Source organism: Janthinobacterium sp. BJB446 (assembly GCF_002735655.1).
GTDB classification, from domain to species: domain Bacteria; phylum Pseudomonadota; class Gammaproteobacteria; order Burkholderiales; family Burkholderiaceae_D; genus Janthinobacterium; species Janthinobacterium lividum.
This window is the reverse complement of the sequence record NZ_PDZK01000004.1, coordinates 398,146-412,293: the sequence shown is the minus strand read 5'-3', so window position 1 is coordinate 412,293 and position 14,148 is coordinate 398,146. Positions and strand designations below refer to the sequence as shown.

The window sequence follows — 14,148 nt, the reverse complement described above, 5'->3', positions numbered from 1 at the left end:
ATGCGCATCCTTTTACAACGTTCGGACGGCAAGGAAGCGGCGTGGATCAGCGATTTCCGCGACTTGCTGCCCGAGGCCGACATTATCTTCTGGCGCGAAGGCGAAACAGTGGCGCCGTGCGACTATGCCGTCGTGTGGCAGCCGCCCGCCGCCATGCTGCCCGAGCTGGCCCACGTGAAAGCCATCTTCAACACGGGTGCCGGCGTCGACGCGCTGTTGAAATTTGGCGAGGCGCTGCCCGCCCACGTGCCGCTGGTGCGCCTGGATGACGCGGGCATGGGCGTGCAGATGGCCGAATATGTGAGCCACGCCGTGCTGCGCCACTTCCGCCGTTTCGACGATTACGAGGCGCAGGGCCGCGCCGGTATCTGGCAACCGCTGCCCGCATTCGACAAGGCGGATTTTCCCGTCGGCGTGCTGGGCATGGGCATGCTGGGCACGCGCGTGCTGCAAGCGCTGGCGCAGTTCGAATTCCCCTTGCGCGGATGGAGCCGCAGCCGCAAGCACGTCGATGGCGTGCAGTGCTATGCGGGCGAAGAGGGACTCGAAGCATTCTTGCGCGGCACGCGCGTGCTGGTGTGCATGCTGCCGCTCACGCCGGACACGCACAATCTGCTCGACCGCGCGCGCCTGTCGATGCTGCTGCCGGGCGCCTATGTCATCAACGTGGCGCGCGGCGCGCATATCGCCGAACCGGATCTGCTGACCCTGATCCGCTCCGGGCATCTCGCCGGGGCGACACTGGACGTGTTCCGCAACGAGCCGCTGCCGCAGCAGCACCCGTTCTGGCAAGAACCGCGCATCACCATCACGCCGCATATTTCGGCCGCCACCCTGCGCCGCGAAAGCGTGGCGCAGATCGCCGCCAAGATGCGCCGCCTGCAAGCCGGAGACTCTGTCGCCGGCATCGTCAACCGTTTGCAAGGATATTGAAATGCATGCTCAAGCTAGTTTGCCGAAACAGGTCAAGATCGTCGAAGTAGGTCCGCGCGACGGCCTGCAAAACGAGAAGGAAACCATCAGCGCCGCCGTCAAGATCGAACTGGTCGACCGCCTGACCCTGGCCGGCTTCGCCAATATCGAGGCGGCATCGTTCGTCTCGCCGAAATGGGTGCCGCAGATGGCCACCAGCGCGGAAGTGATGGAAAAGATCGCGCGCCGCGCCGGCACGATCTATTCCGCGCTGACGCCGAACATGCAGGGTTTTGAGGCGGCGCTGGCGGCGAAGGCCGATGAAGTGGTGATCTTCGGTTCAGCCTCCGAGGCGTTCTCGCAAAAGAATATCAACTGCTCGATCGCCGAATCGATCGCCCGCTTCGAAGGCGTGGCGAAGGCGGCCAAGGAACACGGTCTGCGCCTGCGCGGCAGCATCAGCTGCGCCTTCGGCTGCCCCTACCAGGGCGACGTGCCGCTCGACGCCGTGGCCGACGTGGTGGGCCGCATGCGCGATCTCGGCTGCGACGAGATCGACATTGCCGACACCATCGGCGTGGCCACGCCGCGCAAGACGCAGGCGGTAATGGAGCGCGCGATCCAGGCTTTCCACGTGGGAGGCCTGTCCGGCCACTTCCACGACACCTACGGCCAGGCGCTGGCGAATATCTACGCCAGCCTGGAAACGGGTATCGCGATCTATCACTCGTCCGTGTCCGGCCTGGGCGGCTGCCCCTACGCCAAGGGCGCCACCGGCAATGTGGCGACCGAAGACGTGCTGTACATGATGCAGGGACTGGGGATTGCCACCGGCATCGACCTCGACCTGGTGGTCGATGCGGGACAGTTCATCTCGCAGCAGCTGGGGCGCAAGGGTTCCAGCCGCGCGGGCAATGCCATCGCGGCGAAACGCCTCGCTGCGTAGGTCGGATTAGCGTGGCAACGCCACGCGTAATCCGACGTCACCGAGGTCATGGCCAACACTGTTGTCGGGTTACGCGCTTGGCGCTAACCCGACCTACGCCAACTTATTCCGTCCTGCCTGAACCGTACAGACGAAAAAAAACCCAAGAGCCGAAACTCTTGGGTTTTTTTCTACAAATTTGGTCGGAGTACAAGGATTCGAACCTTGGACCCCCTGGTCCCAAACCAGGTGCGCTACCGGGCTGCGCCACACTCCGAAGACCAAGATAATACAGGCCGTATCGACTTCGGTCAAGGGTCAGGTGAAACTCTATGTAAATTATTTACGGGCGGCACAGGAACCCATGTATTTTTCAAAACGATTGAAGTATGCGACACTGGCTTGGCAAGTTTTCCCGATCAGACATGAAGGCGACGACGGCAATGGAGTTCAGGATAGAAAGAAGCGACGGCGGCCGGCCCATGCCGAACCGCCGCGGCATCGTGCTGGGCATAGCCGTGTCCTTGCTGCTGCATGGCGCCTTGCTCTATCTGTGGCGCCATGTGCAGCCGCCTGTCCAGCAGGACACGGCACCGCGCGTGGAGTCGATCGCCGTGTGGATACGTCCGCTGGCCACCAAGGCGCCTCCGCCGCCTGTCGAAGTCGTCAAGCCGAAACGCGAACCCAAGCCCATCAGCAAGCCGAAACTCGCCACTGCCCGGGAAACGCCGGCGGCGGCCACGGCACCGGCGGCCAGCCCGCAAGCCATCACTGTCGTGCCGGCATCACCGGCCACGCCGGCGGCCAGTACCGATACCTTCAGGCAAGAAACCCCGGAAACGCCGAAATTCGATATGGAAGCGGCCAGAAGAACGGCGCGCAAGATGGCAGGCGAGCGCGATCCATCCAAGGTGGGCACGGCCGTGGGGCAAATCCCCGACAAGCCGCTGCAAACGGAAACCCAGCTGGCGCGCGACATCGCGCAAGGCAAGCGCGGCGATTGCCGCACCGCCTATTCAGGCGCAGGCTTGCTGGCGCCCGTGCTGATGTTGCTCGACAAGAAGGATAGCGGCTGCAAATGGTAACAATTTAACAATTCACCCATTTTGGGTGGGCCGTCATCCGATTATTCCTGCCCCTTCAACTGCAACGCCCGTTCATACAGGGCGTTTTTCTTGCGGCCCGTGATCTGCGCCGTCAAATTCGCCGCCTGCTTGACGCTGCATTCGGCCAGCAGGATGTTCAAGATGCGTTCCGCTTCCACGTCTTCCGCGTCCTGCGCTTCCGTGGCGCCTTCCAGCAGGACGACGAACTCTCCCTTTTCGCGGTGCGCATCGGCGCGTATCCACGCCTCCGCTTCGGACAGGGGGCAGCGGTGGATTTCCTCGAACAGTTTCGTCAGTTCGCGCGCGAACACCACCTGGCGCGTCGGCTCGAACGCTTCCACCAGGGCCGTGGCGCAATCGAGGATGCGGTGCGGCGCCTCGTAAAACACCATCGTTGCCGTCACGCCACGCAGGCTGTGCAGCATGTTTTCGCGCTGCTTGGCCTTGGCCGGCAGGAAGCCGACAAAGTAAAACTGGTCATTCAACAGGCCGCTGGCGGAAATGGCGGTAATCGCCGCCGAGGGGCCGGGCAGGGGCAGCACGCGCAGGCCGGCCGCGCGCACGGCATCGACGATGCGCGCGCCGGGGTCGGAAACGGCCGGCGTGCCCGCGTCGGAAACGAGGGCGATGCGCTCGCCGGCGTGCAGGCGGGCAATCAGGGTCTGCGCCACTTCGCGTTCGTTATGTTGATGCGCCGCAATTAACGGCTTGTTCAGGCCAAAGCGCGTCAGCAGGTGCGCCGTGTTGCGCGTATCTTCACAGGCGACGGCATCGGCAAGGCTCAGCAGATGCAGCGCGCGCAGGCTGATATCGGTCACATTGCCGATCGGCGTGGCCACTATATACAATGTTGCGATAGGATAGACCTGGTGCGCCGCCTCTGTCATGATGGGCAGGCTGGCGATGGAACTGATTTCTTGTACGGTCATTTTGGAGGTTAAATGCTTGCTAATAGTGTGAAGTTACTGCTTGTTTGTGCCGCGACCGGCATGCTGAGCGCTTGCAGCACGCCTTGCGACGCGCCCGGGCAATTGTGCGCGCCTATTGAATCTAACACAAGGGCGCTGCCGCCACCGAAGCCGCTGCCACCGCCCGTGCCGCCCAAGCCGCCCGCCCCCGAACCGGTGACGTTTGCCGTGGCCGTGCCCGATATCACCGCGTACGACGGCAATGGCGCCCCGCTGGCGCCCATCAATACCAAGCCGGCGACCGGCACGCCACAAGACATGCCGGCCGCCACGGCACCGGCACCGTCCGACGGCAAGGCCCACCACATCGGCCTGCTGCTGCCGCTGCGCTCGGCTTCGCTGGGTCCGGCCGCCGAACTGCTGCGCGCCGGTTTCATGGCCGCATACGAGCGCGACCGAAGCGGCTTTGAAGTAACGGTGATCGACACGGGCGACGGCAGCAGCGACGTCCTGAACAAGTTTGCGCAAGCACAGGAGGAACAGGACATCGTCGTGGGGCCTTTGTCGCGCTCGGCCGTCACGGCCGTGGCGAACAGCGACCTGGTGCGCAAACCGACGATCGCCCTGAACCACCCGGACAACCGCGGCGAGGCGCGCCTGCCGGCCAAGCTGCTGGTGATGGGCCTGTCGATCGAGGCGGAAGCGCGCCAGGTCGCCGCCTGGGCCGCCAGCGAACAGCCTGGTGCCAGCGCGCTGGTCCTGTCGGCCGGATCGCCCTCGCAGCGCCGCATCAGCGCCGCCTTCAAGCAGGAATGGCTGCGCCAGGGCGGCAAGATCGAGACGATGGACTTGACGGCCACGAATGGCTACCTGAGCGATGCCGAACTGGTGCAACTGCGCGCACGCCTGGCCGCCACGCCGCCGGGACTGCTGTTTGCCGCGCTCGACGCCGACCAGGCGCGCCAGCTGCGCGTGGCCATCGGCGGCGACTTGCCCCTGTATGGCACCTCGTCCTTGAATCCCGGCGCCGGGCGCGGCGCCAGCGGCCCCGAGCTCGACGGCGCGCGCCTGCTGGACTTGCCGTGGCAAGTGCAGCGCGACCATCCACAAGTGATGGTCTATCCACAGCCGCCGCAACCGGCCGACACCCGCCTGACGGCCGACATGGAGCGCCTGTACGCGCTGGGCATCGATGCCTTCCGCGTGGCGCGCGAAGTGGCGCTGCGCCCGAACGCGCCATTTACCCTTGATGGCGTGACGGGCCGCCTTGCCGTGCGCTTCGAGGGTGATCAAAGCGTGTTCGAACGCACGGAACAGGCCGCCACCTACCAGCAGGGCGTGCTGGGTACCTGGCCACCGGCCGCGCCTGTCGCCGTGCCGCCGGCCCAATAAGGACACGCCATGCCTCCCCTGCCGTTCCAGAATAAACAGGCACGGGGACGGCAAGGGGAAGACGATGCGCTCGCGTATCTGCTGCTGCAAGGCTTGGTGCTGCTACAACGTAATTATCTGTGCAAGGGCGGCGAACTGGACCTGATCATGCGCGATGGTGCATCGGTCGTCTTCGTGGAAGTGCGGCTACGCAGCAGTACAACCTTCGGCGGCGCCCTGGCCAGTATTACGCCGGCCAAGCAGCGGCGCATGGTGGTGGCCGCGCAAACCTGGCTGCTGGGGCAAAAGGCGCTGCCGCCGTGCCGCTTCGACGCGCTGGCCATCGATGGCGGGCGCATCAGCTGGCTGAAGAACATCCTCGATATGTAAGCATTTTTAACAGTGCTTGTCCGCCATGCCGCGCGCCTGCACTATAATCGGCAGACTATGAATAATCAACGCATCCTCTCGCACTTCCACGAAAGTGCCGAACTCAAGATCCAGGCCGCTACCGTACTGGCGCAACCCATTGCGCAGGCGATCGACCTGATGTTTTATGCATTGTCCAACGGCAACAAGATCCTCGCCTGCGGCAACGGCGGTTCCGCCGCCGACTGCCAGCATTTCGCAGCCGAGCTGGTCGGACGCTTCGAACGCGAGCGCTTTCCGCTGCCGGCCCTGGCGCTGACGACGGATACGTCGATCCTGACGGCCGTGGCGAACGACTACAGCTACCGCGAGATTTTCTCGAAGCAGGTGCAGGCCTTCGGCCAGGCCGGCGACATCCTGCTGGCCATCTCCACGTCGGGCAATTCGGCCAACGTGATGGCCGCCGTGGAAGCGGCGCTCGAGCGCGAAATGCGCGTCGTGGCGCTGACGGGCAAGGACGGCGGCGCCATCGGCAAGATGCTGACGGACGCCGACGTGCATATCTGCGTGCCGGCCGAGCGCACGGCGCGCATCCAGGAAGTCCATCTGACCACCATACATTGCATCTGCGACGGCATCGATGTCGCCCTATTCGGAGGAGACGTGAATGACTAAATTCGGTACTGGCCCAGGCTGGAAACGCGTACAACGCCCGCTGGCCACCGCACTGCTGTGCGGCGCCATGCTCACCTCGCTCACCGGCTGCATCGAACTGATGGTCGGCGGCGCGGTGATGGGCGGCGTTGCCGCAGCGGACCGCCGCACCCTGGGCGCGCAGACCGAAGACAAGTCGATCGCCCTCAAAGGCGAGTCGCGCATCCCCTCCATCGTCGGCGACGTGGGCCACGTGAATGTCACCAGCTTCAACCGCCGCGTCCTGCTGACGGGCGAAGTGCGCGATGAAGCGATGAAAAATGCCGTCGAGCGCGAAGTGCGCAATATCGAGGGCGTGGAATCGGTGGCCAATGAACTGATCATCGCCGGTCCGGCCAGCTACACCTCGCGCTCGAACGACGCGCTGATCACCACCAAGGTCAAGGCTAGCCTGGTCGACATGAAAACCATTTCGGCGGCCTCGTTCAAGGTCGTCACCGAGAACGCCACCGTCTTCCTGATGGGCAGAGTCACCCAGCGCGAAGGCACGGTCGCGGCCGACGTGGCGCGCGGCGTGGGCGGCGTGCAGAAAGTGGTCAAGCTGTTCGACTACATTTCGGAAGCGGAACTGAAGCAATTGCAACCCGATCCGGCGCCAGCACGCACGACGAGCAGCGCCAGCGACACGGTCCAGCAATAAGCGGCATCCCCCATCCGGCCTACGGCGCCAGACTGATGATGCGTCTATAATGGACGCATCGTAGCGCTACTCTATTGAAAACCATGTCAACTTCGCCATCCGCAAGCAAGTCCTGGATCAAGCCAGCCCTGATCGCCGTCTTCGTGGCGGGCGTGGCGGCGGCAGCCTACCTGTCGCTGAATGACAAGCAAAGCGCGCCGGACGTGACCTTCCACGGCATCCATGGCGAGAAAATCACCTCGGCCAGCCTGCGCGGCAAGGTGGTGATGGTCAATTTCTGGGCTACCTCGTGCACCACCTGCGTGGCGGAAATGCCGGACATGGTCGATACCTACAACAAGTACAAGGGGCAGGGACTGGAATTCGTGGCCGTGGCCATGAAATACGATCCGGCCAACTACGTGCTGAACTTCGCCGAAACGCGCCAGCTGCCGTTCAAGGTGGCGCTCGACGTGACGGGCGAGGCGGCCAAGGCCTACGGCGACGTGGCCCTGACGCCCACCACCTTCGTGCTCGACAAGCAGGGCAAGATCCTCAAGCGCTATGTGGGCAAGCCGGAATTCGCGGAACTGCACAAGCTGCTCGAATCCGCCATCGCAGGCTAAGACAGCGCGCAAACACTGCACAAAACCTTGTTGCTAAAGGTTGCCAACTTGTTATAACCTTCCCAGGCGTGATCCCACTCACCTCGTGAAGGCCAGCCGTGTCCCCAGCCGCCCAATCGCTCGACCCGCAGCAACTGAAAACCTGGCTGCTTGCCGCCGGTAACAAGGACGCCACCGCGTTCCGCCAGCTCTATCACTCCACCTCATCGAAACTGTTTGGCTTTGCGCTGCGTATATTGCATAAGCAAGAGCTCGCTGAAGAAGCCTTGCAAGAGGGGTTCGTCGCCATCTGGAACAATGCCGCCACTTACCAGAGCCATCTGGCGGCGCCGATGACCTGGATGGCCACCATCGTGCGCAACAAGGCGTTCGATGTGCTGCGGCGCAGCGACGATACCGTGGAAATCGATGCCGAACAATTTGATAGCGAAGTCATGAATGCACTCCGGGATCCCCAGGCCACGCCGATCGAGTCGCTGCAACTGAGCGGTGACGCCAAGGCGCTGGCGTTTTGCATGTCGGCCCTGGAAGGGCTGCACCGGCAGGTGGTCGCCCTGGCCTTCTATCATGACCTGTCGCACAGCGAAGTGGCGCAGCAGATGTCGCTGCCGATCGGCACCGTGAAGACCTGGATACGCCGCAGCCTGGAACGGCTGCGCACGTGCCTGGCGAAACGGGAGGCATCATGAATATCCGCGGCAATGACGTGCTGCGCCAGAAACTGGCATCCGAATACGTGCTGGGCACCCTGAAAGGGGGCGCGCGGCGGCGTTTTGAAGGCTGGCTGCACAACGACGCCGACTTGCGCAATATCACGGCCGAATGGCGCCAGCGCCTGGAACCGATGGCGGAATTTGCCACGCCCGTGGCGCCGCCCAAACGCGTGTGGCAGCAGATCGAGCGGCGCCTGCACCTGGCGCCGCAAGGCGGCTGGTCGTTGTGGCGCGATTCGCTGTCGTTCTGGCGTTCGCTGGGCATGGCGTCGAGCGCCATCGCCGCGCTGCTGGTGATCGTCGTGGCCACGCGCGTGATGGACGCGCCGCAGATCAGCTATGTCGCCAGCCTGACGGACGAGAAAGCGCAAACGGCCCTGCTGCTGACGGCCGACAGCCGCCACGGCGCCCTCGAGGTGCGCATGGTGGGCAATGCGCCCGTGCCTGCTGATCGCGATCTGGAACTGTGGGCCGTGCCGAAGAGCGGCAACCCACGCTCCTTGGGCCTGCTGGCTGACAAGGGCAACGTGAAACTGGCCCTGTCCCAGCGCGCCCTCGGCAACGACGTGGCGCTGCTGGCCGTTACCCTGGAGCCGAAAGGCGGTTCGCCGGATCCGAACGGACCGACGGGACCAATCTTGTACAAGGGTAACTGGGTGAAAATTTAGTCTTATTTAGGATACAAAATCATCTGCGTACAGCGGAACAGGGCAATCGTCTTGCCCGTTTCCTTGCTTTTCACCACGGCATCCCACACCTGCGTGTTGCGGCCCTTGTGCTCAACCTTGGCCGTGCAGGTGAGCGTGCCTTCGCGGGCCGTGCCCAGGTGGTTCGATTTCAGTTCGATGGTCGTGAAATTGCTCGCGCCCTCGGGCAGGTTGACGATGCAGCCATAGCCGGAAGCCGTGTCGGCCAGGGTCACCACGCTGCCCGCGTGCAGATAGCCATTCGGCGCCAGCAAATGCGGCAGCACGGGCAATTCCGCCGTCAGCTGGCCGTCGCCCACTTCCGTGATGACGATGCCCAGGTGGCCGGGCAGGCGGCCGGTGCCGCGTTCATTCAACATTGCTACGGTAATCTCGGGATTGCTCATGCTGGTCCTTGTGCGGGTGAATCCGGGATCCGCCGGAAAATACTATGATGATAGCAACTTTCCCCGCATCGGTTTGGCGGCCGCTTATTTCCGGCCGCGCCGCCGTTTCCACCACACCAGCGTCCCCGTCAGCATGAACAGCAGCGGCATCAGGCCAAAGACGGTAATGAAGGCGCGCCCGGCCGCGCCAAACGCCTGGCCCGAATGCAGGGGAAATTGCCAGCCCAGGAAGACGTCACCGGCTGGCGCCCGCAAGGGATCGCGTATGCGCAGGGGCAAGCCGCTGCGCGCATCCAGGGTGATGCGCGTGGCGCCGTCGCCGTGGGCGATTTCACCGGGCTGGCGCACGCGCACGTCATACGGCTGGTCCTTTTTCGCCGGCAGCACGATGCGCGACACCCGCGCCTGCGGATACAGCAGCTGCGCGGCGGTCATGGCCTGGCCCGCATCGAGCACGGCGCCGTCCTGCTGCACATTCTTCAGTTTGGCCGTGTCCGGCACCGTCGATACGAGCGCCACCAGCGGCACGATCAATTGCGGCAAATTGAAATAGATGCCGGAAAAGGCGAGCATGGCCAGCACGGGCGCGGCAAAGAAACCGGCCGCCTTGTGGAACGTATAGTTGAAGCGCGGCCAGGAGCCGCCATGCGACACCGTCAAGGCACGCTTGATCGCCAGCCACTGCAGGCGCGGCCACCACAGATAGATGCCGCTCAAGGCCATCAGCAGCAGCATCACGCCCGAAATGCCCGTAATAGTCTTGCCCGCGTCGCCCGACAGCAGATAGCGGTGCAGATGAAACATGCCCGACATCAGCAACGGGCGCGTGAGGCCGAAACGCCCCCAGTCGCGCTCGCCTTTGACTTGCAAGGTGTAGGGATCGACCATCACCTGGCGCACGATGGCCTGGCTGAACGGCGATGGCGTGCCGGCCTGGCGGTATGAGGCCACATACACGTCGCGCGCATCGGCCGGCGGATTGAGCTGGCTCGGTTTGCCGTAGGCGGGGTCGGCCGTGAGCCCGTCCACCACGGCTTGCAGCGTGCGCGGCGTGACCTGGAACACCTGGCCAGGCGCCGGCGTACTCGCCTGCAACAGTGTGGGATTGAGCCAGGCATCGAGTTCCGGCATCCAGGCGATGGCGGAGCCCGTCAAGCCCAACAGGACGAACAGGGCGCCAAACCACAGTCCCGCATACAGGTGCAGCTTGGCAAACAACCACTTGATCGAACGTTGCGACATGAAAACTTTGGGAAATTTGGGCTGCGAAACGATAGCATGAAAGGCCCGGAGTGAAAATCATTATCAGCTGGCATCCTGTCTGGCCCGCGCAGCGCAAATGAATTGCAACAAGCGCTGACAGCGGGGCGATTTTCTTGCTACTATGCGCCCATGTCTTCCCGCCAGCCCACCCGCAAGCCTTACGGCGAGCCTGCCCATCACGGTGCCGCCGCCCTCGCGCGCACGCCGTGGCGGCTGTGCGTGGCGCTGTTCAGTGCGCTGGCCCTCGTGTTCCTGCTGTCGACGGCCGCCTCGCACCTGCACAAGACGACCCTCGACGCGGAAGAGTGCGCGCTGTGCGCCACCGTCATCGACAAGGTGGCCGACATCGCCGTGCCGCCGGCCATCGTCGAGCCGCCCGCCCAATTACTGCCGTACCGCCTGCTGGCCCTGGCTCCCGCCACCCTGGCACCCATCGCCGCCCTCATCCTGCCGCCCGTGCGCGGCCCGCCTGCCGCCTCGTTGTAGTTCCCACGCTGTTTTTATCCTTTTTTCAGGCTGCCCCTTGCCGCGCTTCCATGCGCGCCGGGCCGCCTGGCGTTGACTATTTTCGAGGTTCACCATGCAACACACACCACGCTTGAGCGCGCTGTCGCTCGCCCTTGCCAGCCTGTTCAGCTTTTCCGCCCACGCCGCCGAGCCTGCCGAAGCCAGTGCCGATACTGCACCGCAAGACATGCAAAAGGTGGAAGTCACGTCCGCCCATTTGAAAAGCGCCCGCATCGAGCTGTCACCAAAAGTCGGCACCACCATCTACAGCATCGACAGCCACATGGTCGACATGCTGGGCCAGGGCGACAACACGCCATTCAATGAAGTACTGCTGCGCCTGCCGGGCGTATCGCAGGATTCGAAGGGTTCCGGCGCCCTGCACGTGCGCGACGACCATGCCAACGTGCAATACCGCATCAATGGCGTGCAGTTGCCGGAAAGCATCAGCGGCTTCGGCCAGTCGATCGATACGCGCCTGATCGACAAGACGGATTTCATGACGGGCGCCTTGCCGGCCCAGTTCGGCCTGCGTACGGCGGGCATTGTCGATATTGAAACGAAAGAGGGCGGACTGACGCCAGGCGGGCGCATCGGCATCATGGTCGGCAGCCACGACCATGTGGAACCGAGTGCCGAATTTTTCGGCAGCGTGGGCAAGTTCAATTACTACCTGTCCGGCAGCTACCTGGGTAATTCCCTGGGCGTGGAAAACCCGCAAGACACGCGCAGCGCCCTGCACGACAAGACGCGCCAGAACAAATCGTTCGGCAGCCTGTCGTATTTCCTCGACGACAATACGCGCCTGGGCGCCATGTTCGGCACCTACAACGGCCGCTTCCAGATACCGAACAATCCGGATCAGGCGCCGGGCTTCTCGCTGGCTGGCCACAGCGATGCGCAGGCGGGCACGTCCAGTATCCCGTCGTCGCAGCTGAATGAAAACCAGCGCGAAGTGAACCGCTTCCTCGTGCTGTCGCTGCAAAAGAGCCTGGGCGACCTCAATTACCAGGTTTCCGCCTTCCACCAGTATTCGGAACTGCACTTCACGCCGGATGCCATCGGCGACCTGATCTACAACGGCGTGGCATCGGATTCGCGCCGCGCGAACAGCGCCTCGGGCGCCCAGTTCGACATCAGCTACAAATTGCACCAGGACCACACCGTGCGTGCGGGCCTGGCCTACACGCGCCAGAAGACGACCAGCGACAACACGGTGGCCGTCTTCCCCGCGATGGATGGCGCGCAAACGTCCACCACACCCATCACGGTACTGGACAACAGCGGCAAGACGGGCACGCTGGCCAGTTTCTACCTGCAGGATGAATGGCATATCAGCAAACCCCTGACCCTGAACTATGGCGCCCGCTTCGACAAGGTCTCGGCCTATACCAGCGAGCAGCAATGGAGCCCGCGCGTCAACCTGGCGTATCAACTGGCGCCGGGCACGGCCCTGCACGCCGGCTATTCGCGCTACTTCACGCCGCCGCCGCAGGAACTGGCGGCGCAAGGCAGCATCGACCTGTATGCGAACACGACGAATGCGCCGGAAATCGGCCAGTCGGACAACGTCAAGGCCGAGCGCACGCACTACTACGACGTCGGCATCAGCCACCAGGTGAATGCGAAACTGACCGTGACGGCCGATGTGTACTATAAAAAGATCAACAATCTGCTGGACGAAGGCCAGTTCGGCCAGGCGCTGATCTTGACGCCATTCAACTATGCGGACGGCTACGCCAAGGGCCTGGAATTGTCGGCCATTTACAGCGAGAAAAACTGGGGCCTGTTCCTCAACGCCAGCACGCAAAAGGCGCAGGGGCGCAACATCAATTCGGGCCAGGCCCTGTTTGGCGCCGATGAGTTGAACTACATCAGCAAGAACTATGTCTACCTCGATCATGACCAGAAATACACGCTGTCGGGCGGCGGCCATTATCACTTTGGCGATTCGCAAGTGAGCGCTGACTTCCTTTACGGCAGCGGCCTGCGCATGACCCCGGACGGCGGCGCACCGAATTCCGGCCATCTGCCCGGCTATTTCACCGTCAACACGGCGCTTACGCACACGTGGAAAAATACGCCCGTCGGCAAGGTCGAGGGACGTCTGGCCTTGATCAACCTGTTCGACAAGTCCTACCTGCTGCGCGACGGTTCCGGCGTGGGCGTGGGAGCGCCGCAGTACGGCGCCCGCCGCAGTTTCTACGCCGGCTTGTCGACAAGCTTCTAAGAGTTACGCGCGAAGACAGCGGCAGGGAGCAACGCCTGCCGCTGTCGGTTGCCGTACGGTTCCAGGAATTATGCCCAGGCGATGGCCGCCTGGCCATGCGCTTGCAGGTAAGCATTCGCCAGGCTGAATGGCTTGCTGCCAAAGAAACCTTTGCTTGCCGACAAGGGAGACGGATGCGGCGCCGCCAGCACCAGGTGCTTGCCGGGGTCGATCAGGCTGCGCTTGGCTTGCGCGTAGCCGCCCCACAGGATGAAAACCAGGTGCTCGCGCTCGGCGGACAGGTGGCGGATCGCGCTGTCCGTCAATTTCTCCCACCCCTTGGCCGCGTGCGAACCGGCCGTGCCCGCGCGCACCGTCAGCACACTGTTGAGCAAAAATACCCCTTGCTCGGCCCAGTCGGACAAATCCGTACGCGTGCGCACCACGCCTGCGTCGCTATGTAATTCCTTGAAGATATTCTGCAGGCTCGGCTGCGCCGGCTTGCCTTCGGGAATGGAAAAACACAGGCCCATGGCCGCACCGGGCGTGTGATACGGGTCTTGTCCCAGGATCACCACCTTGACTTGCTCGAACGGCGTCAGGTCGAACGCCCGGAAGATGGTTTTCCCCGGCGGACAGCACGGCCCTGCCGCATACTCTTCCTTCACGAAGGCGGCCAGGCGTTCCCAGTAAGGCTGCGTAAACTCGCCTTCCAGCCGCGCCTTCCACGATGCGTCGATGCGTACGTCCATGCCTCACCTCATCACTTATCCGTCAATCATGCTTTTTCAGCATGCCAGTATAGGACGCTCA

General features: G+C 63.5%; 16 protein-coding genes and 1 tRNA gene. 12 read left to right on the top strand and 5 right to left on the bottom strand.

All coding sequences use genetic code 11. The annotated features are described in order from the left end of the window. Together CSQ92_RS23935 and CSQ92_RS23930 are read left to right on the top strand one after the other, a co-directional pair. Positions 1–933 carry a 2-hydroxyacid dehydrogenase gene (locus CSQ92_RS23935; RefSeq protein WP_099395580.1) on the top strand — a complete coding sequence of 311 codons (933 nt, stop codon included), beginning with the start codon at positions 1–3 and terminating at the stop codon, positions 931–933. 1 nt (position 934) lies between these two features. Next, positions 935–1,858, top strand: coding sequence for a hydroxymethylglutaryl-CoA lyase (locus CSQ92_RS23930; protein ID WP_099395579.1), 924 nt, complete (start codon positions 935–937; stop codon positions 1,856–1,858). A gap of 179 nt (positions 1,859–2,037) precedes the next feature. On the opposite strand, the gene CSQ92_RS23925 is transcribed toward CSQ92_RS23930, so the two are convergent. Then, a tRNA-Pro gene (locus tag CSQ92_RS23925) sits at positions 2,038–2,114 on the bottom strand. A gap of 205 nt (positions 2,115–2,319) precedes the next feature. On the opposite strand from CSQ92_RS23925, the gene CSQ92_RS23920 reads away from it, so the two are divergent. Beyond that, a complete protein-coding gene (locus CSQ92_RS23920; RefSeq protein ID WP_034782779.1) occupies positions 2,320–2,922 on the top strand; it encodes a hypothetical protein in 603 nt (200 codons plus the stop codon). Positions 2,923–2,963: 41 nt separating this feature from the next. Here CSQ92_RS23920 and rsmI read toward each other — a convergent pair whose 3' ends face one another. Beyond that, positions 2,964–3,872: a 16S rRNA (cytidine(1402)-2'-O)-methyltransferase gene (gene rsmI / locus CSQ92_RS23915; protein ID WP_034782777.1), complete on the bottom strand. Its 909-nt coding sequence runs from the start codon at positions 3,870–3,872 to the stop codon at positions 2,964–2,966. Positions 3,873–4,037: 165 nt separating this feature from the next. Between rsmI and CSQ92_RS23910 the strand changes: the two genes are divergently transcribed. The 7 genes from CSQ92_RS23910 (at position 4,038) to CSQ92_RS23880 (ending at position 8,931) form a co-directional block, all read left to right on the top strand. Further along, positions 4,038–5,243 (top strand): penicillin-binding protein activator, encoded by a 1,206-nt coding sequence (locus tag CSQ92_RS23910; RefSeq protein ID WP_081345741.1) that lies wholly within the window; start codon positions 4,038–4,040, stop codon positions 5,241–5,243. A gap of 9 nt (positions 5,244–5,252) precedes the next feature. Then, on the top strand, positions 5,253–5,612 hold the full coding sequence (locus CSQ92_RS23905; RefSeq protein WP_099395578.1) for a YraN family protein: 360 nt from the start codon (positions 5,253–5,255) through the stop codon (positions 5,610–5,612). Positions 5,613–5,669: 57 nt separating this feature from the next. Beyond that, positions 5,670–6,266: a phosphoheptose isomerase gene (locus tag CSQ92_RS23900; protein ID WP_034752465.1), complete on the top strand. Its 597-nt coding sequence runs from the start codon at positions 5,670–5,672 to the stop codon at positions 6,264–6,266. After that, positions 6,259–6,945, top strand: coding sequence for a BON domain-containing protein (locus CSQ92_RS23895; RefSeq protein WP_070257900.1), 687 nt, complete (start codon positions 6,259–6,261; stop codon positions 6,943–6,945). The genes CSQ92_RS23900 and CSQ92_RS23895 overlap by 8 nt, the downstream gene beginning before the upstream one ends. Before the next feature lie 83 nt (positions 6,946–7,028). Then, positions 7,029–7,550 (top strand): peroxiredoxin family protein, encoded by a 522-nt coding sequence (locus CSQ92_RS23890; RefSeq protein WP_070278438.1) that lies wholly within the window; start codon positions 7,029–7,031, stop codon positions 7,548–7,550. A gap of 98 nt (positions 7,551–7,648) precedes the next feature. Then, complete coding sequence (locus CSQ92_RS23885; protein ID WP_034782766.1) at positions 7,649–8,239, top strand: sigma-70 family RNA polymerase sigma factor; 591 nt, start codon at positions 7,649–7,651, stop codon at positions 8,237–8,239. Continuing rightward, entirely contained in the window at positions 8,236–8,931 is a 696-nt protein-coding gene (locus tag CSQ92_RS23880; RefSeq protein ID WP_099395577.1) for an anti-sigma factor, read from the top strand. The genes CSQ92_RS23885 and CSQ92_RS23880 overlap by 4 nt, the downstream gene beginning before the upstream one ends. Before the next feature lie 2 nt (positions 8,932–8,933). Here the strand turns inward: CSQ92_RS23880 and CSQ92_RS23875 are convergent, their stop codons facing one another. Both CSQ92_RS23875 and CSQ92_RS23870 read right to left on the bottom strand, forming a co-directional pair. Next, positions 8,934–9,356 (bottom strand): PaaI family thioesterase, encoded by a 423-nt coding sequence (locus CSQ92_RS23875; protein ID WP_034782761.1) that lies wholly within the window; start codon positions 9,354–9,356, stop codon positions 8,934–8,936. 84 nt (positions 9,357–9,440) lie between these two features. Beyond that, positions 9,441–10,598: a PepSY-associated TM helix domain-containing protein gene (locus tag CSQ92_RS23870; protein ID WP_099395576.1), complete on the bottom strand. Its 1,158-nt coding sequence runs from the start codon at positions 10,596–10,598 to the stop codon at positions 9,441–9,443. A 150-nt stretch (positions 10,599–10,748) separates the two neighbouring features. Between CSQ92_RS23870 and CSQ92_RS23865 the strand changes: the two genes are divergently transcribed. Further along, positions 10,749–11,105, top strand: coding sequence for a hypothetical protein (locus CSQ92_RS23865; protein ID WP_099395575.1), 357 nt, complete (start codon positions 10,749–10,751; stop codon positions 11,103–11,105). 94 nt (positions 11,106–11,199) lie between these two features. Beyond that, positions 11,200–13,356, top strand: a complete 2,157-nt coding sequence (locus CSQ92_RS23860) for a TonB-dependent receptor (RefSeq protein WP_099395574.1) — start codon at positions 11,200–11,202, stop codon at positions 13,354–13,356. A gap of 68 nt (positions 13,357–13,424) precedes the next feature. On the opposite strand, the gene CSQ92_RS23855 is transcribed toward CSQ92_RS23860, so the two are convergent. After that, positions 13,425–14,087: a uracil-DNA glycosylase gene (locus tag CSQ92_RS23855; RefSeq protein ID WP_099395573.1), complete on the bottom strand. Its 663-nt coding sequence runs from the start codon at positions 14,085–14,087 to the stop codon at positions 13,425–13,427. Positions 14,088–14,148 lie beyond the last annotated feature (61 nt).